Below are 20553 nucleotides of genomic sequence, written 5' to 3' on the forward strand. Positions count from 1 at the left end.
GTTCTACTCCCGTTTAGTTCTCCGGATTGACCGGACTGCCGTCTTCCCAGGTGTTGTTGTGCCACACGTTGCCGGAGCCGTTGACGTTGAAGCCCGCGACCGCGCCGTAGGCCGCGCACTTGCGGTTGCTGCCGAGCGCGAACACGTTGTTGATGATCTGCACCTTGTTGGCGTTCGGATACGGCTTGCTCTTGGTGTCGCCGCCGTAGAGACAGTACGACGAGCCCGTGTTGGCGCCGAGGAAGTTGCTGTCGACGATGACGTCGGAGATGACCGCGAAGTCGCCGAACAGGTTCAGGTCGCCGGTGCAGCCCTCGCCGGCCGAGTTGACCGGGGCGTCGCAGACGATCGTGTTGTGCTTCACCCGGATGTTGTGGCCGCCGTTGGACAGCAGGCCGCCGAGGTGCCAGTTGGCGTTGGCCGGGATCTTCTGCCCGTGCAGCCAGGAGTCCTGGATCGTGCAGTAGGAGCCGCTCTCGCCGCACTGGACGCTGGTCTGGCCGCCGTGGATGTTGCTGCGGATGATCGTCATGTTGCCGTAGCTGACGGCCGCGTTCTGCCGCGTGCCCGCGTCGACCTCGGAGTCGGACAGGGTGTAGGACCAGCTCCCGGAGCCGGACTGGTCGGTGTCGAGTACCACCGCGCCATTGATCTTGCTCTTCTGGATTTTGACGTTCTTGGCCTTGATGCCCAGATCGCAGTTGACGGTCTTGGAGTCGATGACCGTGTTGTCCTTGTCGATCGTGCAGGGGCCGCTGTAGGTGGTGAGCTTCGTCCCGCCCGGCACGCCCGTGTTGCCGGGGCCGGGGAACCCGCCGGGGACCCGCCCGGGGATGTTCTCGGTGCTCTTGGCGTTGGCCGAGGGGTTCTTCGACGCGGACGCCGATCCGGAGGGCCCGGCGTTCAGGCCGGCGTTGGGGTCGACCTCGCCCATGCCGCCGCCGTTCTCGCCCGCCTCCGGGTCGGCGCTGGTCGACGCCTCGTTGCCGGCCGCCTGCGGGCTGCCGGTGCGCATCCAGCCGACCACGAAGACGGCCCCGACGAGCAGCACCATGACCAGCGCGCCGATCAGCCAGACCCGTGGCCGCCGGACCGCACTGCGTGGCGGCTCCGTCGCGGACGGTGGGGGTCCCGGTGGCATGGGCGGCCTCTGGAACTGGCCGGTTGTGTCAGCGCGCCGGAACTCTCCTGTTGGGGGCCCCTGGCGGGAGTTGCGCGGCGGAGGGGTGGGTTCTCCCTCGGACCTCGGTCGGTCCGGCGGGCGAATCGCGGGCATCTTGCTCCTTCCTCCGGTGAAGCTCCGAAGTCCCGATACGACCCCGAACACCTCCTGAAGCAGCGCGCTTCACGGACGTTACCCAAGTGCCAGTGGCGGCGGCAACCGGCGTCCGGACTACGACAAAACGCCGCCCGGGTTGATCCCGGGCGGCGTTTGTGCCGTTTTCAGTGGACGATTCCGGTCAAAGGTCAGGTTGTTGCTCAGACAGGTGGCCGGAAAAGCACCCCTGTGCCGTTTCTGACCACCGGCCGGTTCAGTGAGTATTGCAACGCCACGGTCCCCGTGGCGTTCTCGATACCGATTGTCGCCGACGCGCCCTGCTCGAAGGTCGTGCCGTCGACGTCGGCCCACGCGACCGCGATGTCGCCGTTCTCGGCGAACACCACCTCGAACGATGCCCGGGCGCTGGTGTCCTCGAAGAACTGGACATTGCGCCACTCGATGACGAACTGCCGGTTCGGCGCGTTGCCGGTGACCGCGGTGCGGACACTGGCCGCCGCGTCGATGTTCAGATCCTCCCAGAACGGGTAGATCGCCGCGTTGGCCTTGTTGGAGGCGGCCGCGGACGGGATCGCCGAGTGGTTCCAGGCCGAGCCGGTCGGCTGGACGAACGTCACCACGCCGTTGGTGTCCACCCACGCGGTCGTATAGGTGGTGCCGTAGAACTTCACCGGGAACGGCAGCGTGACCGGCTGGTAGTAGTCGTCACCGGTGAGCGTCAGCACGGTCTGGTCGGCCCGCACGAACCCGCGGGGGCCCGGCGTGGCCGTGTAGCCGAAGGAGTCCCTGAGCAGGATGCCGAGGTTGAGCGTGGCCGCGCCCGCGCCGGTGACGACGCCGTTGCCGGTCGCGGTCTGCCCGCCCGGCGCGGTCGCGGTGACCGCGTAGGTGCCGGCGGCCAGGCCGTCGATGCGGTAGGTGCCGTCGGCCCCGGTGAGCGCGGTGGCGGTGCCCGGCGACAGCGCGATCCTGGCCCCGGACAGGGCCGCACCCGAGCCGGACTCGGTCACCTGGCCGGTGAGCGTCCCGCCGGTGGGCGGGGGCGGGCCGGCCGGCGGGCGGAACAGCACGCCGTTGCCGCTGCGCAGGGTCGGCTGGTTGAGCGAGTACTGCAGCGCGACGGTGCCGGCCGCGTTCTCGATGCCGACGGTGGACGCGGAGCCCTGCTCGGTCGCCAGGGTGTCGATGTCCTTCCAGGCCACCGCCACGTCACCGGACTCGTGCAGCACGGTCTCGAACGAGACCCGCGCGTTCGCGTTGTTCCAGAACCGCACATTGCGCCACTCGACGACGAACCGCCGGTCCGGTGCCGCCCCGATCAGCTGCGTCCGCACGCTGGCCGCGGCGTCCACGTCCAGGTCGGACCAGAACGGGTACACCGAGGCGTTGGGCTTGTTCGCCGCCGGCGCCGACGGGATCGCCCCGTGGTTCCAGGACGAGCCGTTCGGCGCGGTGAAGCTGAGCACGCCGTTGGTGTCGACCCAGGCGCTGCTGTAGCTCTGGCCGTAGAACGTCATCGGGAACGGCAGCGCCACCTGCTGGAAGGCGTCGTCGCCCTGCAGCGTCAGCACCGTCTGGTCGGCCGGGATGAACGTCTGAGGACCGGCGCCGCAGGTGTACCCGTACGCGTCCCCGCACGCCGGTGCGCTGCCCGTGTAGGTGGCGGTGTACGTCGCGGCCGTGGCCGGCGCGGTGATGACGTGGGTCTGGGCACCACCGTCGGACCAGGACGTGTACGCGTACGACAGCGAGCCCTGCGACTGCGGCGTCGGCGCGCTGACCGAGTTGGTCGAGCCCTGGATCACGGTCAGGCTGAACGGTGTCGTCTTCGTCGCCGAGCCCACGGTGAGCTGCAGGCCGGCCGGGCTGGACGTGAACGCCAGGTTGACCGTTTTCGGCTGCACCGAGATGCTCGACGTGCTGGTCAGGCCGCCGGAATCGGTCGCGGTGAGCTTGAACTCCACATAGGACGGATACTCGTGGTCCGGCGCGATGAACGTACCCCCGGAAACGCCGTTGAATGTGTTCATCGGGTGCTCGTGGCAGTTGTCCGGCGTGATGCAGTGGTGCAGGATCACCTGCCAGCTCAGCGCCGAGGCCGGCAGGGCACCCTGCTGCGGGTCCGTCGCGTGGCCGGAGAACGCGATGGTGTCGCCGACGGCCCAGGTGGCGGTGGCCGCCGGGGTGTCGATGAACGCCGTCGGGGCGTCGTTGCCGGCCGTGATGGTGACCGTCCGGGTGTTGCTCGCCCCGGCCGTGTCGGTCACGGTGAGCTTGGCCGTGTAGGTGCCGGCCGCGGTGTAGGTGAAGTTCGCCGTCGGCGCGGTCGAGTCGGTCGTGCCGTCGTTGGTGAAGTCCCAGGCGTACTTCAGCAGGCCCGCGTCGGCCGGGTCGGCGTCCGAGGAAGTGGTCCCGTTGAAGCTCACGGCCAGCGGCGAGCTGCCCGACGTCGGCGTCGCGGTGAACGCGGCGACCGGCGGCTGGTTGTTGGGGTAGTAGCGGATGCGGCGGATCTGGTTGCTGCCGAGGCTCGCGTAGTACAGCTCGCCGCCCGGGCCCATCTGCAGGTCGGCCGGGCCGCTGGCGCCGCCGTCGAAGGTGATGATGTTCGCCGGGTCGGGCAGGCCGCCGGCGCCGGGCATCATGGCCCAGATGCAGTTGCGGCTGTAGTCGGAGAAGAACAGCGCGCCCGCGTAGTTCGCCGGGTAGGAGCCGCCGGTGGCCGGCGCGAAGGCCAGGCCGGAGATCGACGAGCCGCCGGACGGGCAGCTCTCGCCGGCCACGACCTTGGCGCCGTGGTTGTACGTGTAGTAGGGCGCGGTCTGCCCGGCGCCCGCGTACAGGTTCTCGCACAGCGGCCGGTCGGCGCTGTCGTACCCGCTCTGGCGGGCGTTGCCCTCGTAGCACGGCCAGCCGAAGTTGGTCGGCCCGGTCGTCGGGGTGACGACCCGGTCGATCTCCTCCCAGGTGTTCCAGCCGACGTCGCCGGCCCAGAGCTCGTTGGTGCCCGGGCGGACCGTCATGCGGAACGGGTTGCGCAGGCCGTGCGCGACGATCCGGCGCGCGTTGGCGTCGGCCGAGGCCGCGAGGGGGTTGGTCGGCAGGGCGGCGCCGGTGGCCGGGTCCAGGCGCAGGATCGAGCCGTTGAGCCCGGTCGGGTCGGCGGTGGACAGGACGTCCTGGGAGCGCAGCGCGCCGCCCTCGTTCGCCGGGTCGCCGCACGGGTTGACGGGGTTGCCGAGCTGGCCGTAGTCGACGACGTTGAAGCTCGCGCCGTCGCCGCCGGAGACGTAGAGCGCCCCGTCGGCCCCGAACTTGAGATCCCCGATGGAGTGGCTGGGGTACTGCTGGCACCAGTCCGAGATCAGCGGCTGCTCGGTGCCGGTGGCCACGTTGCCGTTCGCGGTGAGTTTGGACAGCCGGGCCGAGACCACGCACGCGCCGCCGTTCGCGTCCGCGCACACGTCGTTGTAGACCGGGGCGGTCTGGCCGGGTCTGGCGTCGTAGGTGTACAGCACGTAGACCGACGGGTCGGTGGGGAAGTTCGGGGCCAGCGCCAGCCCGAGCAGGCCGCGGTCCCACTGGTTGTGCACGGCCACGGACAGGTCGGCGAAGACGTCGGGGGTCTGGTCGGCGAGGTTGTCGAAGACCTTGATCCGGCCGCCCTTCTCGGCGACGAAGATGCGGCCGTCGGGGGCGAACTCGATGTTCGTCGGCTGGCTGAGCCCGCTGAAGACGACCTGTTCCTGGAATCCCGTGGGCAGGGCCGCGGTCGCGGCCTCCCCTCCGGCGATCGGGGTGATGACCGCGGCGATGAGACTCGCGACCAGAGCCGACCGAAATGCGCGACGCGTCCGCGACATGCGGCCTCCACTGAGGGTTTGTTTTGTGGCGTCACTCTAGCCAGCAACAATGCATTTGGATCTGTCGCGTTCCTGACGCGCGAAGGCCCGGCATTCGGGTGAATGCCGGGCCTTCGGTGCATTGTTTTTGCTAAGCGACGAGGATTTCCGCCGTCACGCCCAGATCGGCAAGCGATTTTCCGATTTCTTCCCTGTATGCCGGGTTGGTGATGATCACGGCCTTCGGCTGCAGCGTGGTCAGCGTCGACGGCGGCTCCACCCGGTGCCCGGTGACCGGCAGGAACCGGCCCCACTTGCGCGGGTTGAGGTCGACGACGCCGGCCAGCGCCAGCTCCCGGTCCGCGAGGGTGAGGAACTGCACGCCGCGCGACCCGGCGCCCCACAGCACCGGCTTGGCGCCCTCGGCGTCGAGGCGGGCGATGGTGTCCCGCCACCGCTGCCGCTCGGCGTGGTGGCGCTCGGCGAAGCCCGCGATCGCGGCCAGCTGCTTGTCCCGCGCCCGCAGCGAGGGCAGCTCGCCGGTGTAGGCCGCGTGCCCCTGCGAGCGCGGCCGGTTGGCCGACACCTCGATGTAGCGGAACATGCCGGAGAACAGCGTGCCGGTCGACTCCACCGTCCAGCCCGCGCGGCTGAAGATCATCGCCAGGCTGTAGGCGTCGAAGTACGACACGTGCGGGTAGATGACCTCCCAGCCGGCGGTGGCCAGGTCGTACACCGCGTCGGGGACCTCGACGTAGCCGAACACCTCGCGCCCGTTCGCCTGCTCCCGCAGGTCGACCAGGAACTCGTAGGGGTCGTCGATGTGCTCGAACCAGTGCCGGGAGGTGAAGAAGTCGTACGCCGGCAGCCCGGAGCCGCGCGGCGCGAACCCGGCGTGGAACGTGGCGCCGTCCTGCTCGCCCTCGACGCCGGCGTACATGGCGTCGTAGCCGACCCCGCGCCCGCCGCTGACGTGGACCAGCTCGCGCAGGAACTCGCCCTGCCCGCAGCCGATGTCCAGGACCAGCTTGCCGCCGAGGTCGTAACGGTCGTTGAGGCTCTGCACCAGCTCGGCCGAGAACTTCTGGAACGCGGGGGAGAAGTGCAGGTTGGTGTCCATCGTCGTGTCGTAGACGAGCTTCTCCGGCTCGAAGGCGACGTTGCGCACGTAGGCGCAGCGCGGGCACGCGGCCAGCTCCATCCGCCCGACCGGCGAGGCGACCGCGTCGCCGTGGGCCTCCCAGTGCACCCCGCACAGCACCGGGATCTCACCGAGGTCGGCGAACGGGACCAGCTGGTCCTCGCCGCACGCGTCGCAGGTGCGGTGGTTCCCCGGCGCGCTCACGCGTTGGTCCAGCGCAGCTTGTCGTTGAGCCGGCCCGCGTCCATCAGCGACTTGATCCGCTTGATCCGCTGGTGCGACTCGCTCTTGAACTGCTCGATGGTGAGCCCGTAGCGCTGGTAGTTCTCGACCAGCTGCTCCACGCCGAGGCGCACGTTCCACCGCGGCTGGAACTCGGGGATCTCGCGCTCGATCAGGTCGCACGTCACGCGGTAGTTGCGCAGGTCGGCCCCGGCGCCCTCGGCGAACGTCGGCACGCTGCCGGGCACGATCTCGGCGACGATGTTGGCCACGTCCCGGATGAGGTAGTTCTCACTGGTCCGGCCGATGTTGAAGGCCTTGCCGTGGGTCCGCTCGCGCTCGACCTCGAGCAGTGCCAGGAACGCCGCCGAGATGTCGTTGATGTGGATCAGGGGCCGCCACGCCATGCCGTCGGAGAGCAGCACGACCTGGCCGGTCAGCAGCGCGTGCGCGGCGAAGTCGTTGACGGCCAGGTCACCGCGCAGCCGCGGGGAGAAGCCGTAGGCCGTGGAGTTGCGCAGGAACACCGGCGAGAAGTCGTCGTCGGCCAGCTCCAGCAGGCCCTGCTCGGAGAGGATCTTCGACTCGCCGTAGGGCGTGACGGGGTTGAAGCCGGCCGTCTCGTCCAACGGGGTGTCGTCCTCGCCCTTGCCGTACAGCGAGCACGACGACGAGAACAGGAAGCGCTGGACCCCGGCGGCCTTCGCGGCCCGGGCCAGCCGCACCGTCGAGCGGTGGTTGATGTCGTAGGTCAGGTCGGGGTCGAGGTTGCCGAGCGGGTCGTTCGACAGGGCCGCGAGGTGGATCACGGCATCGAAGCCGGTCACGTGCTCGGGCTCGACGTCACGCAGATCGACGCGGAGGGTCTTCACCTCCTCCGGCGCCGGGCCCAGGACGCAGTCCGCGAAGAGTCCCGTGTCGAGGCCGACCACCTCGTGCCCGGCTTCGCGGAGTATCGGCACCAGCACGCTGCCGATGTATCCGTCGTGGCCAGTGACGAGTACGCGCATGAGCTAGCTCCCGGACGTTCGGCGGGTGGAAGTCGAGTCTAGAAGCCATGAAATTCGGCCTCAGAGTCGTCTGTCGGACTTTTTACTTTGTCGTTTACCGTCGGGCGCGATGAGCCGCTAGTTTCTTTCGCGTCCGCAGCTAAGCTTGCGCGTCGCACGGGGGTCGTTTGTGGCGGCGCTCGGGTTGTGCTGTCCGGCGTGCAGCCTAGCGCGACCGACTTTGAGGGGGAACGCATGTCCGCTGTCTCGTGCCGCCTGTGTGGGGCGGAACTCACCGAGACCTTCGTCGACCTGGGGATGTCTCCCCTCTGCGAAAGCTACGTACCGGCGGACAAAGTGGACGCTGCCGAGACGTTCTACCCGCTGCACGTGCGCATCTGCCGGGAATGCCTGCTGGTGCAGCTCCCGGCCTACGTCGCCGGCGAGGAGATCTTCTCCGACTACCTGTACTTCTCGTCCTACTCGACCTCGTGGGTCGAGCACGCCCGCCGCTACGCGGTCGCGATGACCGAGAAGCTCGGCCTAACGGCCGACAGCCTGGTCGCCGAAGTGGCCAGTAATGATGGGTACCTTCTCCAGCATTTTGTGGCCGCCGGTATTCCGGTGATCGGCGTTGAGCCCGCCGGAAATGTCGCTGCGGTCGCCCGCGAAAAGGGCGTTCGGACGGAAGTCGCTTTCCTCGGGCCGGAGTCGGGAACGGCCGTCGCCGAACAATACGGGCGGGCCGATCTGGTCGCCGCGAACAACGTCTACGCGCATATTCCGGACATCATCGGGTTCTCGCAGGGCCTGGCCAACCTGGTCAAGCCGGACGGCCTGGTCACGCTGGAGTTCCCCCACCTCCTGCGGCTGATCGAGCGGCGCCAGTTCGACACGATCTACCACGAGCACTACCAGTACCTCTCGCTGCTGACCGCCTCCCGGGCCCTGGCCAAGGGCGGGCTCACGGTCGTCGACGTCGAGGAGCTCTCGACGCACGGGGGTTCGCTGCGGGTCCACGCGAAGCACACGGAGCACGCGGGCGAGCCGTCGCTGGCCGTCAAGACCCTCCTGGAGGCCGAGGCCGCGGCCGGCCTGCACACGTTCGAGGGCCACCAGGGCTTCGCCGACGAGGTCTTCACGATCAAGAAGGACCTGCTGACGTTCCTCATGCGGGCCCGGGCCGAGGGCAAGCGGGTCGTCGGCTACGGCGCCCCGGGCAAGGGCAACACGCTGCTCAACCACTGCGGCATCCGCGAGGACCTGGTCGAGTACACGGTCGACCGCTCGCCGCACAAGCAGGGCATGTTCCTGCCGGGCACGCACATCCCCATCCACGCGCCGGAGCGCATCGAAGCCGACCGGCCCGACTACGTCCTGGTCCTGCCCTGGAACCTGCGCACCGAGATCAGCGCGCAGCTGTCCCACGTCAAGGACTGGGGCGGGAAGCTCGTGTACCCGATCCCCGCACTCGAGGTAGAGGGGTAATACCGGCCATGAAGGTCGTTCTGTTCTGCGGTGGCCTCGGCATGCGCATGCGCGAGGGTGGCAGCAACGTCCCGAAGCCCATGGCACTGATCGGCGACCGGCCGCTGCTGTGGCACGTCATGCGGTACTACGCGCACTTCGGACACACCGACTTCATCCTGGCCCTCGGCTACGGCGCCGCGGTCGTCAAGGACTACTTTCTGCACTACGACGAGACGCTGTCCAACGACTTCACGCTCAACGGCGGCGACCGCGACGTCCAGCTGTTCTCCACGGACATCACCGGCTGGAACATCACGTTCATCGACACGGGCCTGAAGGCGTCGATCGGCGAGCGGCTCATGCGCGTGCGCAAGTACGTCGAGGACGAGCCGATGTTCATGGCCAACTACGCCGACACGCTCACCGACGCGCCGCTGCCGGAGATGATCGACCGGTTCCGCCGCTCCGACGCCACCGCGAGCATGCTGGCCGTGCCGACCGTCTCCACCCACCACGTGGTCGAGATGGACGACGATGGCGCGGTCACGCAGGTCCGCGACTTCAAGGAGCTGCTGACGTTCGAGAACGGCGGCTACTTCATCATGCGCCCGGGCATCTTCGACGCCCTCCGCGACGGCGAGGACATGGTCCCCATGGCCTTCGACCGCCTCATCCCCGAACGCAAGCTCATGGCCCAGCAGTACGACGGCTTCTGGCGCGCGGTCGACACGTTCAAGGACCGGGCCGAGATGGAAGAGGCCTACAACAGCGGCAGCTGCCCGTGGATGCTGTGGGACAACGTGCGGGGCCCGGCCTCGTGATCGGCTTCAACCTGGCCGGCGTGCGGTCCGTCGTCGCCCTGGGCGCCCACCCGGACGACATCGAGATCGCCGCCGGCGGCCTGCTGCTCTCCCTCCCGGCCGGCGTCACCGTCGACTACGTCCTGGCCACCGGCGCCCCGGCCCGCCAGGCCGAGGCGCGCGCGGCCGCGTCGGCCTTCCTCACCCAGGCCGCGGCGCTCACGTTCCACCTGCACGACCTGCCCGACGGCCGGCTCCCCGCACACTGGAACGAGACCAAGGAGATCGTCGAGGCGGCAGCTGCTTCGGGGGTACCGGACGTGGTCCTCGCCCCCGCGACGGACGACGCCCACCAGGACCACCGCCTGCTCGGCGGCCTCGCCTCGACCGCGTTCCGCAACTCCCTGGTCCTGCACTACGAGATCCCGAAGTGGGACGGCGACCTGTCCCGCCGCAACGTCTACGTGCCGCTGACCCCGGACCAGGGCCGGCGCAAGGTGTCGCTGCTGCACGAACACTTCCCGTCCCAGAAGGCCCGCGACTGGTGGGACGACGAGGTCTTCCTGGGCCTCGCCCGCATCCGCGGCATGGAGTGCCGCTCCCACTACGCCGAGGCCTACACCGTCACCAAGTCGGTGCTGTATTTCTGATTGAGGGGGAGGCGCGCCTCCACCCACACCCCCTCGCGATCCTCGCCGGCAGCGCGATGCCGTGAGGAGTGACCCAGCAGCAGCCGCCCCGCCACCGTTAACCGGTCTGGCGGGGCGGTTCCGTGTCGGCGCGTTCTCACCTGGCCGCTCATGCCGGTCACGATCTCGCGATCTGGCTCTCGTGCTGGTGCCGTCCGTGCTCGCCGGTGTGCGCCTGCCGGTGTGTGCCTGCCGGTGTGTGCCTGCCGGTGTGTGCCTGCCGGTGTGCGCCGAAAAATCATGACTCGTTCCTCGCCACGATTTTTCGGATTTATACCTTATTTCGGTTGTGTCGGAATCGGCGGGATTTGCTGGAAGTGTGGCGCGCGTTCGGGGCGCCCGCAACGTACCGGTGCGTAGCAAGGTCGACGCAGCGCATTCCGTGACGACGCGATGACGCCGAGCCGCCGCGCGGGCGGGGATGGCTGAGGACTTTTGGGCCCGTAGGTCTGCGGGGGTGCCTGAGAGCTCTTGGGCGCGGGTCTGCAGGGGAACTTGGGCCGTCGTCTTGGGAGGTTGGCGGGGCGGCGCTCCAGTGGACGGCACACAGAACGGCCGCAACGCGCGTTGGTGTGCGTTGCGGCCGGTGGGAGCTTTGCGGGTGTGGACCTCGGCGGGGCGCTCGAGCCCGGAGTGACGCGATCGTCAGCGAGTGCCGTTGGCCGTGGCGGAGGTCAGTTCCTCGCTGGACTCGACCGGCTCGTCGGTGTCGGTGTCGGCGTCGGTCGTGGCCGCGGTTGTCGCGGTTGTCGCGGCTGCGGTCGCGGCGGTGGCATTGGCGGGCTTGGCCGGGGGCTGGGGCTTCGCCTTGGGCCGGTTGCCGTTCGCGCTGGGCTTGGCCTCGACGTTCTCGACCTTCGCGCCGTCCACTTTCGCTTCGGCAGGAGCCTTCGTGTCCGTTGCAACCTTCGCGTCCGTAGTGCTGGCCTTCGCGTCGGCGGCGGTGACCTGCGCGTCCGTGGCGGTGACCTGCGTGTCCGTTGCGGCGGCCTTCGCGTCGGCGGCGGCGGCCTGCGCGTCCGTGGTGATGGTGGTGGTGGCCTGCTGGACCTCGGACGAGGACGACCTGGCCTCGGCGGCCTTGCGGGCCTCGGCGGCTTCGGTCTTGGCCAGCTCCAGGGCGGCCCGGGCGGCGGCGGACTCGGCCTCCAGCGCGGCGACCTTCGCCTGCAAGGCTGCCGCGTCGGCCTTCAAGGTGTCGGCGTCGGCGGCGGTGGAACTGGCCTCGGCCAGCTCGGCTTCCAGCGATGCGACCTTGGCCTTCAGCGTCTCGGCCTCGGCGGCGGCGGTGCGCAGGGAGTCGGCCTCGGCGGCCGTGGCGCGCAGCGTTTCGGCGTCCGCGGCGGCCGCGCGCAGCGAGTCGGCCTCCGCCTCCAGGGCGGTGATGCGGGTCTTGAAGGTCTCGGCCTCCTGGTCCGCGGCCGCACGGATCTCGGCGGTCTCGGCCTGGGCGGCGGCCAGCGCGGCCGCGGCCGCGGTGCCGGCCGCCTCGTCCTGGGCCTTGGCCGCGGCGCGCAGGGCCTCGGCCTCGGTGGCGGCCTTCGTGCGGACATCTTCGGCGTGCGTGGTCGCCTCCGCGCGGAGGGACTCGGCGTGCGTGGTCGCCTCGGTGCGCAGCGACTCGGCGTGCGTGGCGGCCTCGGTGCGGACCGTCTCGGCGTGGGTCGCGGCCTCGGCGCGCAGCGTGTCGGCCTCGGTGGCGGCGGCCGCGCGCAGGGAGTCGGCCTCGGCCGCGGCGGCGGTGCGCAGGGAGTCGGCCTCGGTCGACGCGGCCGCGCGCTGCTCGGCCAGCTCGGCCTCGTGGGCGCTGCGCAGGTCGGCGAGCTGCTGCTGGAGGGTCTCGCGGTGGGTGGCGACCTCGGTGTCGGCGGCCTGCTTGGCGACCGTGGTGTCGGCCTCGAGCTGGAGGCGGGCCTGCTCGGCGGCTTCCGCGGCGGCGGCCTGGGCCTGGGCCAGCAGGGCGTCGGCGGCCGCCTGGGCCTGCCGCGCGATCGTGGCCGCGTGCTCCTGGGCCTGCTTGGCGACCGCCTCGGCGGCCTCCTGGGCCTTGGCGGCGACCGCGGCGGCGGCCTGCTGGGTCTGGGCGGCGAGCGTGTCGGCCTCGTGCTTGGCCTGGGCGGCCAGGGTGGCGGCCTGCTCCTGGGCCTGCGCGATGAGGGCCGCGGCGTGCGACTTGGCGCCGGCGGTCTCCTGCTCGGCGGCCGCGCGCACGGTGTGGGCGTGCTGGTCGACCTCGGCCTTGACGGCGGCGGCGTGCTGCTCGGCGGCGGTGCGCACGCCGTGGGCGTGCTGCTCGGCCTCGGCCCGGGCCTGCGCGAGCTGGGCGGTGGTGGCCTGGGCGATGCGCTGGGCCTCGGCCTGTGCGGCGGCGACGATGCGCTCGGCCTCGCCGCGGGCGTGGGTGGAGCGCTCCTCGATGGAGCGGGCCTCGGCGTCCAGGGACTGGCGGCGGTGGGCGACCGAGCGCTCCTCCTCCGACCGGCGGGCGGCCAGGGCGAGCTCGAAGTCCTCGTTGGCCTTGGAGGCGCGGCTGCGGGCCTCGGAGAGCAGCCGCTCGGCCTCGGCGCGCAGGCCGGAGATCTCCTGCACGGCGCCGGTGCGGATGTCGGCGGCCTGGTCCTCGGCGAGGGCGAGGATCTGCTCGACGCGCGGGCCGAGGTGGCGGAACGAGAGGACCTCGCCGCGGCCGGGCGCGTGCCGGCGCAGCTCGGCGATCTCCATCTGGAGGTCCTGCACCTGGGAGGCGAGCGCCTGGACCTGGCCCCAGACCTCCTCGTTCTCCACCTTCAGGGCGGCGATCTCGTTCTCGGACTGCGTCCAGTACTTGTCGACCTGGTCGCGCCGGTAGCCCCGGATCGCCGTCTCGAAGTCGGGTTCCGAGGACACGCCTGTGCCCGAGTTGAAGAGGTCACCGCCGTCTGACATAACACCTATCCTCACACGCAACGTCCCGCCACGCGCAATTACACACTGCGCGTGACGGGACCTGCGATCGAACTCCCCGTGAACTGGCTGGGAGAAGTCTCGGAACCTGAACGGCCGTTACGCCGAGACCTTCTCGCCCTCGCCGGACTTGCCCTTCTTGGCGTCGCCGCCACCCTGGGCCTGCCCGACCGCCGGCATGATGCCGGCCAGGCCGGAGAGCATCTGCCCGAGCTGCGACGTGACCGCGTCCTTCTGGCGCGTGAGGTCCTCGACCTCGCGGCGGGCGCGGTTGGTGGTGTCCTCGGCCTCGGCCCGAGCCTCGCTGAGCTGGCGGTGCGCCTCGGCGCGGGCCTCGTTGACGGTCTTGTCGGCGAGGTTCTTGGCCTTGTCGATGGTCTCGGCGGCGGCCCGCTCGCTCTCGACCCGGCGGGTCTCGGCGCGCTGCTCGATCTCCTTGGCCCGGTCCTCGGCCGCCCGGGCGCGCCCCTCGGCCTCGGTGACCAGCTTCTGGGTGGCGGAGACGGCGGAGGCGTGGCGCGCGGACTCGTCGCGCTCGGCCTTCTCCTGCCGCTCGGCGATCTCCAGCGCGAGGGACTGCAGGTCCTTGTCGCGCTTGTCGCGGGCGTCGGTGAGCAGCTTGGTCGCCTCGGCGCGCTTCTCCTCGGCCTCGCGCGCGGCCTTGGCCCGCAGCTGGGTGATCTCCCGCTCGGCGGTCGCCCGCAGCGTCGCGACCTCGCGCTCGACGGTCGCCTTGAGCTCGGCGACCTCGTGCGCGGTGGCGGTGCGCAGCTGCTTGGTCTCGCGCTCGGCGTCGGCCCGCAGCGTGTCGGCCTCGCGCCGGGCCTGCACCCGGACCTCGGCGGCCTCCCGCTCGGCGGCGGTGCGCAGGTTGCCCGCCTCGCGCTCCGCGGTCGCCTTCATCGCGGCCGACTCGGCGCGGGCCTTGTCGGTGATCTCGCGGGCCTCCAGCCGGGCCGCGGAGATGATGCCCTCGGACTCGCGCTTGGCCTCGCCCCGGTGGTCGTTGGCCTGCTCCTCGGCCAGGCGCAGGATCTGCTCGACCCGCGTGCCCAGGCCCGACAGCGTCGGCCGGTTGTTCTCTTCCAGCTGCTTGTTGGTGTCGCTGAGCTTCTGCTCCATCGAACCGAGCCGCTGCTCGGCCTGACGGACCCGGCGCTGGGCCTCGGCGAGGCGGCCCTCGGCCTCTTCGCGGGCCTGACTGGCCTGCTGCAGCTGCGCGTTGAGGCGCTGCAGCTTGCTGTCGACCTGCTGGCGGTCGTAACCGCGCAGGACGACACTCAGCTCTTCGTGATCAGAGCCGTTCTGGAAGAAATCAACCGAGGACTGCTGCTGGGGCATTGGCACATACTTGCAGACCACCCGGGGGAGTTCGCAAGGGTGGAACGGCTATCTTCCGTACGCACCTCATGGTCAACTTTCCCTGGCCAGGACACGCCTCGTTTTTGTCACGCTTTATGGGCGTGTCGGCGGACCCGGACGAACGGTCCCTAACGGTTTCGAAACCGGTTGATCGCGAGCTCGTGCCGGGCCCGCAGCTGTGGATCACGCACGCCCAGACCCTCGGCCGGGGCCAGGCCCAGGACGCCGACCTTGCCCTGGTGCCGGTTGCGGTGCACGTCGGCCGCGGCCTGCCCGGTCTGCTCCAGGGGGTACACCCGGGAAAGGGTGGGGTGGATGCGCCCCCGCGCGATCAAACGGTTGGCCTCCCAGGCCTCGCGATAGTTCGCGAAGTGGCTGCCGATGATCCTCTTGAGGTGCATCCAGAGATACCGGTTGTCGTACTGGTGCAGGTAGCCGGAGGTGGAAGCGCACGTCACGATCGTGCCGCCGCGCTTGGCGACATAGACGCTGACGCCGAACGTCTCCCGGCCCGGGTGCTCGAAGACGATGTCGGGGTCGTCGCCGCCGGTGAGCGCGCGGATCTCGGCCCCGAACCGCTTCCACTCCGAGACGTCCTGGGTCTGCTCGTCGCTCCAGAAGCGGAAGCCGGACCGGTCGATCACCAGCTCGGCGCCCATCGCCCGGCACAGTTCCGCCTTCCGCGGGCTCGAAACCACACAGATGGGCGTCGCCCCGCCGTTGAGCGCGAACTGCACCGCGTAGGAGCCCAGGCCGCCGGAGGCGCCCCAGATGAGCACGGTGTCGCCCTGCTTCATCCGCGCGCCGTGGTGGGAGACGAGCTGGCGGTAGGCGGTCGAGTTGACCAGGCCGGGGCAGGCCGCCTCCTCCCACGACAGATGGGCCGGCTTGGGCATCAGCTGGTTGGCCTTGACCAGGGCGAGCTCGGCCAGGCCGCCGTAGTTGGTCTCGAAGCCCCAGATCCGCTGCTGCGGGTCGAGCATGGTGTCGTCGTGGCCGGCCGCCTCCTCCAGCTCGACGCTCAGGCAGTGGGCCACGACCTCGTCGCCGGGCCGCCATCTGGTGACGCCGGGGCCCACACGCAGTACCACTCCCGCCGCGTCTGAACCGACGACGTGATAGGGCCGATCATGGCCCCGGCCGTAGCGGCGCAGAAAGGCGAAGGTCGAGACCGGCTCGAAGATCGACGTCCAGACGGTGTTGTAGTTGACCGCGCTGCCCATGACCGCGATCAGGGCCTCGCCGGGCCCGACCTCGGGGGTGGGGACCTCCTGCACGTGCAGGGACTGCCGCGGGTCCTTCGCCCCGGTGTCGAGCCCGTCGAACATGCTCGCCTCGTCGGCCCGCACGACGACGCCCCGGTAACTCTCCGGCACCGGCAGCGCCGCGACCGCCCGGAGCTCGGCCGCCGGATCGGCCGCCCCTTCCGCCTGCATGATCGCATCGAGAATCTTCTGCATGGGCCCGGAGGTTACTGGCCGGTAGCTTATTGGCGGCAGAGCCTAGTGAGAAATTCCATCAGCTGGTTGGACCAGCTCCACCAATACGCCCCCGGCGTCCTTGGGATGCACAAAATTAATACGACTTCCGGCGGTACCGCGCCGAGGCTCGTCATACAGCAGTCGCACCCCGCGCTCGCGCAGTGCCGCGCAGGCCGCGTCGACATCCGTGACGGTGTAGGCCAGCTGCTGCATCCCCGGCCCGCTGCGGTCCAGGAACTTGGCGATCGTCGAGCTCGGCGACACCGGGGCGAGCAGCTGCAGGCAGCCCCCGGCGGTGGTCGGGCCGACGGAGAGCATGGCCTCGCGCACGCCCTGCTCCTCGTTGACCTCCTCGTGCACGCAGCGCATCCCGAACACCCGGGCGTAGAACGCGATGGCCTCGTCGAGATCGGCCACGGCGATGCCGACGTGGTCGATCCGCTGGATGCCGATGGGTGATATATCCAACTTCTGGTCGGCGGTGTCCATGGCGATATTCTGGGCTTATCCAACGTTCAGGCCGTACCGCCACGGCTGTGAACCTTCTCTCGGAGGCCCTTTAGCGATGTTTCAGTCGGTGATTGTCAACGGCGCCCGCACGCCGATGGGCCGCCTGCTCGGTGCACTCAAGGACTTTCCGGCCACCAAACTGGGCGAGGTCGCCATCAAGGCCGCCCTGGAGCGCTCGGGGGTCGCGCCCGAGCGGGTCCAGTACGTGATCATGGGCCAGGTGCTGCAGGCCGGGGCCGGGCAGATCCCCGCCCGCCAGGCCGCGATCGGCGCCGGCATCCCCATGCATGTCCCGGCGCTGACGATCAACAAGGTCTGCCTCTCCGGCCTCGACGCGATCGCCCTGGCCGACCAGCTCATCCGGGCCGGCGAGGTCGACATCGTCGTGGCCGGGGGCATGGAGTCGATGACCAACGCGCCGCACCTGCTCCTGGGGCAGCGGCAGGGCTACAAGTACGGCGACGTCGTGATCAAGGACCACATGGCCCTGGACGGGCTGACCGACGCGTACGACCAGGTCTCCATGGGTGAGTCGACCGAGCGGCACGTGTCCCGGCTCGGCATCACCCGCGCGGCCCAGGACGCGTTCGGCGCGGCCAGCCACCAGAAGGCCGCGGCCGCGCAGAAGAACGGCCACTTCGCCGAGGAGATCACCCCCGTGGCGATCCCCCAGCGCAAGGGCGAGCCGATCCTGGTCACCGAGGACGAGCAGATCCGCCCCGAGACGACGGTCGAGACCCTGGCCAAGCTGCGCCCGGCGTTCACCGCGGACGGCACCATCACCGCCGCCACCTCCTCGCCGATCTCCGACGGCGCCTGCGCGGTGGTCGTGATGAGCAAGGCCAAGGCCGAGGAGCTGGGCCTGGAGTGGATCGCCGAGATCGGCGCCCACGGCAACGTCGCCGGCCCCGACAACTCCCTGACCAGCCAGCCCTCCAACGCCATCAAGCACGCCCTGACCAAGGCCGGCCTGAGCGTCGAGGACCTCGACCTGGTCGAGATCAACGAGGCCTTCGCCGCCGTCGGCGTGCAGTCCACCGCCGACCTCGGCATCGACCCGGCCATCGTCAACGTCAACGGCGGCGCGATCGCCCTCGGCCACCCGATCGGCATGAGCGGCGCCCGCCTGGCCTTGACCCTGATCCTGGAGCTGCGCCGGCGCGGTGGCGGCCTGGGCGCGGCCGCCCTGTGCGGTGGCGGCGGCCAGGGCGATGCCCTCCTGCTGCGAGTGCCCACGCGGTGACGCTCCGCCGCTCCCGCGACGTGCCCACGCTGGTCGCCGCCGCCCGCGACGGCGACCCGCGGGCGGTGGCCCGCCTGATCAGCCTGGTCGAGGACGGCGACACGGCGCTGCCGGACATCGCCGCCGCCCTCGCACCGCACACCGGCCGGGCCGCGGTCATCGGCCTGACCGGGGCCCCCGGCGTGGGCAAGTCCACGACCACCAACGAGCTGGTGGCCGCCTACCGCAAGGTCGGCCGCCGCGTGGGTGTGCTGGCGGTGGACCCGTCCAGCCCGTTCACGGGCGGCGCGATCCTGGGCGACCGGGTGCGGATGCAGGACCACGCCACCGACCCCGGCGTCTACATCCGCTCGATGTCCAGCCGCGGCCACCTGGGCGGCCTGTCCGCCGCGACGCCCCAGGCGGCGCGGGTCCTGGACGGCGCCGGCTGCGACCCGGTGCTGATCGAGACCGTGGGCGTGGGCCAGGCCGAGGTCGAGATCGCCGGCCTGGCCGACACGACGGTGGTCCTGCTGGCCCCGGGCATGGGCGACGCGATCCAGGCCGCGAAGGCGGGCGTCCTGGAGACGGCCGACGTCTTCGTGGTCAACAAGGCCGACCGCGACGGCGCCGACGCCACCTACCGCGACATCCAGGGCATGATCGGCCTGGGTGACCGCGCCCCCGGCGAGTGGCGCCCGCGCGTGGTCCGCTGCGTGGCCGCCCGCGCCGAGGGCATCGGCGAACTGGTGGACGCCGTCGACGCCCACCGTTCGCATCTCGTCACGTCAGGTGCTCTGGCGGCCCGCCGCGTCCGCCGCGCGGAGGCGGAGGTGGAGGCGATCGCGCTGGGCACCCTGCGCGCCCGGATGCAGGACCTGCGCACCGGCGACACCCTGAGCACCCTGGCCCGCGAGGTGGCCGAGGGTCGCCTCGACCCCTACACGGCCGCCGACACCCTCCTGGCCCGGCTGAGCTGATACGCAAGCGCGGCCGGCGAACGACCGGCCGCGTCCGCACATGGGGACTGGCCCCGGACCACGTGGCCCGGTCAGCCGGTCCTGACCCGGGCCTGCGCCTGGGCTGGGCGTGAGTCAGCCGCGGATCAGCTCCGCGGCGCCGTCGGACAGGTGGAGTTCGCGGTCGCAGGCGGCCGCGGCCTCCGGGTCGTGGGTGGCGAACACGACCGCCGCGCCCCGCCGCGCCTCCTCCTGCAGCAGCTCCATCACCTTCTGCCGGTTGGTGGCGTCCAGCTCGCTGGTCACCTCGTCGGCCAGCAGGATGTCGCCGTGCAGGGCGATGCCGCGGGCGATCGCGGTGCGCTGCTGCTGACCGCCGGAGAGCTCCTCGACCAGCTGGTCGGCCTGGCCGGCCAGGCCCAGGCGCTCCAGGGAGGAGACCGTGGCCCGGCGGGCGTCGGCCGGGGCCGAGCCGCCGGCGATCATCGCGACCTGGATGTTCTCCTGGGCGGTGAGGATCGCGGCCAGGCCGTTGTCCTGCGGGATCAGCACGACCCGCTCGGACACGGCGTGGTCGCGGTCGCGCAGCGGGGTCGCGTCGACCGACACGCTCCCCGCGGCCGGGCGCAGCAGGCCCGCCATCGCCCACAGCAGCGTCGTCTTACCGGCGCCGGAAGGGCCGGTCACGGCCAGGATCTGGCCCGGTGAGACCACCACCGAAACGTCGTTCAGGACCGGGTGGTCCCGCTCGTACGCGACCGTCACCCCGTCGACCGTCAGCGTCTTCACTGCACACCCTCCACGTTGGCTCGAGCCGGGACCAGCAGCACCGTGCCGTCGGGCTGGGGCTCGACGCCGACCAGTGTCCCCGGCGGCAGCATGCGCAGCACGTCCTGCGGCAGATGCACCGTACCGTCGCGGCCCACGACCGCGTAGTCCTCTCCGCGGCGGCCTTCCGCCCCGACCCGGCCGTCGCGGATGGTGACCGTCCGGGCCATGCTGCGCCCGACGTCCGGGTCGTGGGTCACGACCACCACGGTCGTGCCCGCCCGGCGGACGGCGTCGAGGGCCAGGAGGACCTCGTCGCGCGTCCGGGTGTCGAGCTGGCTGGTCGGCTCGTCCGCGAGCAGCAGGCCCGGCCGTCCGGCCAGCCCCACGGCGAGCGCCAACCGCTGACGCTCACCAGGAGAGAGTCGCTGCGGGCGCTGCCGGTTGCGTCCGCGGCCGGTCAAGCCGACCGACGACAGGACCTCGCGCGGGTCCGGCAGCGATCGGCGCTGCTCGGCGGGGACGCCGCGCTGGGCGAAGCGGACGTTCTGCTCGGCCGTGAGGTACGGCAGCAGGTTGCGCCCGGCCCCCTGCAGCACGACCCCGACGTCGGCCGCGCGCATCGCCTGCAGCTCGGCCGGGGTCGCCCGGACCAGGTCGTGCCGCCCGACGGTGAGCCGCCCGGCCGCCGGGGGCAGCAGCCCGGCCAGCAGGGACAGCAGCGTCGACTTGCCCGAACCGGACGGCCCCAGCAGCGCCACCGACTCACCGGCCGCGATGTCCAGGTCGACCCCGGACAGGGCGACGACGTCGTAGCCCTCCAGGCGGTAGATGTACACCAACCCCCGGCACGTGACGCTCAGTCCCTCGCTCACG

Annotated in this window: 15 protein-coding genes; 5 read left to right on the forward strand and 10 right to left on the reverse strand. The window is 71.0% G+C overall.

The window, feature by feature from the left end; all coding sequences use genetic code 11:
* Nucleotides 1-13: 13 nt before the first annotated feature.
* The 4 genes from ACIA8L_RS06035 to ACIA8L_RS06050 form a co-directional block, all read right to left on the reverse strand.
* Nucleotides 14-1141: a hypothetical protein gene (locus ACIA8L_RS06035; RefSeq protein WP_395900922.1), complete on the reverse strand. Its 1128-nt coding sequence runs from the start codon at nt 1139-1141 to the stop codon at nt 14-16.
* 338 nt (nt 1142-1479) lie between these two features.
* Nucleotides 1480-5142, reverse strand: coding sequence for a PQQ-dependent sugar dehydrogenase (locus tag ACIA8L_RS06040; protein ID WP_395900924.1), 3663 nt, complete (start codon nt 5140-5142; stop codon nt 1480-1482).
* A 130-nt stretch (nt 5143-5272) separates the two neighbouring features.
* Nucleotides 5273-6466 (reverse strand): methyltransferase domain-containing protein, encoded by a 1194-nt coding sequence (locus tag ACIA8L_RS06045; RefSeq protein WP_395900927.1) that lies wholly within the window; start codon nt 6464-6466, stop codon nt 5273-5275.
* Nucleotides 6463-7494, reverse strand: a complete 1032-nt coding sequence (locus ACIA8L_RS06050) for an NAD-dependent epimerase/dehydratase family protein (RefSeq protein WP_395900930.1) — start codon at nt 7492-7494, stop codon at nt 6463-6465. The genes ACIA8L_RS06045 and ACIA8L_RS06050 overlap by 4 nt, the downstream gene beginning before the upstream one ends.
* A gap of 234 nt (nt 7495-7728) precedes the next feature.
* Here ACIA8L_RS06050 and ACIA8L_RS06055 point away from each other — a divergent pair, with 234 nt between their 5' ends.
* From ACIA8L_RS06055 to ACIA8L_RS06065, 3 genes are read left to right on the forward strand one after another with little or no spacing between them, the layout of a single operon-like run.
* A complete protein-coding gene (locus ACIA8L_RS06055) occupies nt 7729-8961 on the forward strand; it encodes a methyltransferase domain-containing protein (RefSeq protein WP_395900933.1) in 1233 nt (410 codons plus the stop codon).
* A gap of 8 nt (nt 8962-8969) precedes the next feature.
* Nucleotides 8970-9764 (forward strand): sugar phosphate nucleotidyltransferase, encoded by a 795-nt coding sequence (locus ACIA8L_RS06060; protein ID WP_395900935.1) that lies wholly within the window; start codon nt 8970-8972, stop codon nt 9762-9764.
* On the forward strand, nt 9761-10393 hold the full coding sequence (locus ACIA8L_RS06065) for a PIG-L deacetylase family protein (RefSeq protein WP_395900938.1): 633 nt from the start codon (nt 9761-9763) through the stop codon (nt 10391-10393). The genes ACIA8L_RS06060 and ACIA8L_RS06065 overlap by 4 nt, the downstream gene beginning before the upstream one ends.
* A gap of 684 nt (nt 10394-11077) precedes the next feature.
* Here the strand turns inward: ACIA8L_RS06065 and ACIA8L_RS06070 are convergent.
* The 4 genes from ACIA8L_RS06070 to mce form a co-directional block, all read right to left on the reverse strand.
* On the reverse strand, nt 11078-13357 hold the full coding sequence (locus ACIA8L_RS06070; RefSeq protein ID WP_395900941.1) for a hypothetical protein: 2280 nt from the start codon (nt 13355-13357) through the stop codon (nt 11078-11080).
* Nucleotides 13358-13474: 117 nt separating this feature from the next.
* Complete coding sequence (locus tag ACIA8L_RS06075; protein WP_395900944.1) at nt 13475-14716, reverse strand: cell division protein DivIVA; 1242 nt, start codon at nt 14714-14716, stop codon at nt 13475-13477.
* A gap of 149 nt (nt 14717-14865) precedes the next feature.
* Nucleotides 14866-16197 carry a crotonyl-CoA carboxylase/reductase gene (ccrA, locus tag ACIA8L_RS06080; protein ID WP_395900946.1) on the reverse strand — a complete coding sequence of 444 codons (1332 nt, stop codon included), beginning with the start codon at nt 16195-16197 and terminating at the stop codon, nt 14866-14868.
* Between the two features lie 42 nt (nt 16198-16239).
* Nucleotides 16240-16707 (reverse strand): methylmalonyl-CoA epimerase, encoded by a 468-nt coding sequence (mce, locus tag ACIA8L_RS06085; RefSeq protein ID WP_395900949.1) that lies wholly within the window; start codon nt 16705-16707, stop codon nt 16240-16242.
* Between the two features lie 76 nt (nt 16708-16783).
* On the opposite strand from mce, the gene ACIA8L_RS06090 reads away from it, so the two are divergent.
* Together ACIA8L_RS06090 and meaB are read left to right on the forward strand one after the other, a co-directional pair.
* Entirely contained in the window at nt 16784-17971 is a 1188-nt protein-coding gene (locus ACIA8L_RS06090) for an acetyl-CoA C-acetyltransferase (protein ID WP_395900951.1), read from the forward strand.
* Nucleotides 17968-18930, forward strand: coding sequence for a methylmalonyl Co-A mutase-associated GTPase MeaB (gene meaB, locus ACIA8L_RS06095; RefSeq protein WP_395900954.1), 963 nt, complete (start codon nt 17968-17970; stop codon nt 18928-18930). Before ACIA8L_RS06090 ends, meaB begins: the two co-directional genes overlap by 4 nt.
* 114 nt (nt 18931-19044) lie before the next feature.
* Here the strand turns inward: meaB and ACIA8L_RS06100 are convergent, their stop codons facing one another.
* The gene (locus ACIA8L_RS06100; protein ID WP_395900957.1) at nt 19045-19698 is read right to left on the reverse strand and encodes an ATP-binding cassette domain-containing protein; all 654 of its coding nucleotides are present in this window, start codon (nt 19696-19698) and stop codon (nt 19045-19047) included.
* Entirely contained in the window at nt 19695-20552 is an 858-nt protein-coding gene (locus tag ACIA8L_RS06105; protein WP_395900959.1) for an ABC transporter ATP-binding protein, read from the reverse strand. Before ACIA8L_RS06105 ends, ACIA8L_RS06100 begins: the two co-directional genes overlap by 4 nt.
* Between the last annotated feature and the right edge of the window lies 1 nt (nt 20553).

Source organism: Dactylosporangium sp. NPDC051541, from assembly GCF_044454505.1.
Taxonomy (GTDB): domain Bacteria; phylum Actinomycetota; class Actinomycetes; order Mycobacteriales; family Micromonosporaceae; genus Dactylosporangium.

Coding starts and splice junctions, on each gene's coding strand:
- ACIA8L_RS06040 (WP_395900924.1), bottom strand. CDS start 5,142: ATGTCGCGGACGCGTCGCGCATTTCGGTCGGCTCTGGTCGCGAGTCTC.
- ccrA (WP_395900946.1), bottom strand. CDS start 16,197: ATGCAGAAGATTCTCGATGCGATCATGCAGGCGGAAGGGGCGGCCGAT.
- mce (WP_395900949.1), bottom strand. CDS start 16,707: ATGGACACCGCCGACCAGAAGTTGGATATATCACCCATCGGCATCCAG.
- ACIA8L_RS06070 (WP_395900941.1), bottom strand. CDS start 13,357: ATGTCAGACGGCGGTGACCTCTTCAACTCGGGCACAGGCGTGTCCTCG.
- ACIA8L_RS06035 (WP_395900922.1), bottom strand. CDS start 1,141: ATGCCACCGGGACCCCCACCGTCCGCGACGGAGCCGCCACGCAGTGCG.
- ACIA8L_RS06055 (WP_395900933.1), top strand. CDS start 7,729: ATGTCCGCTGTCTCGTGCCGCCTGTGTGGGGCGGAACTCACCGAGACC.
- ACIA8L_RS06060 (WP_395900935.1), top strand. CDS start 8,970: ATGAAGGTCGTTCTGTTCTGCGGTGGCCTCGGCATGCGCATGCGCGAG.
- ACIA8L_RS06075 (WP_395900944.1), bottom strand. CDS start 14,716: ATGCCCCAGCAGCAGTCCTCGGTTGATTTCTTCCAGAACGGCTCTGAT.
- ACIA8L_RS06050 (WP_395900930.1), bottom strand. CDS start 7,494: ATGCGCGTACTCGTCACTGGCCACGACGGATACATCGGCAGCGTGCTG.
- ACIA8L_RS06090 (WP_395900951.1), top strand. CDS start 16,784: ATGTTTCAGTCGGTGATTGTCAACGGCGCCCGCACGCCGATGGGCCGC.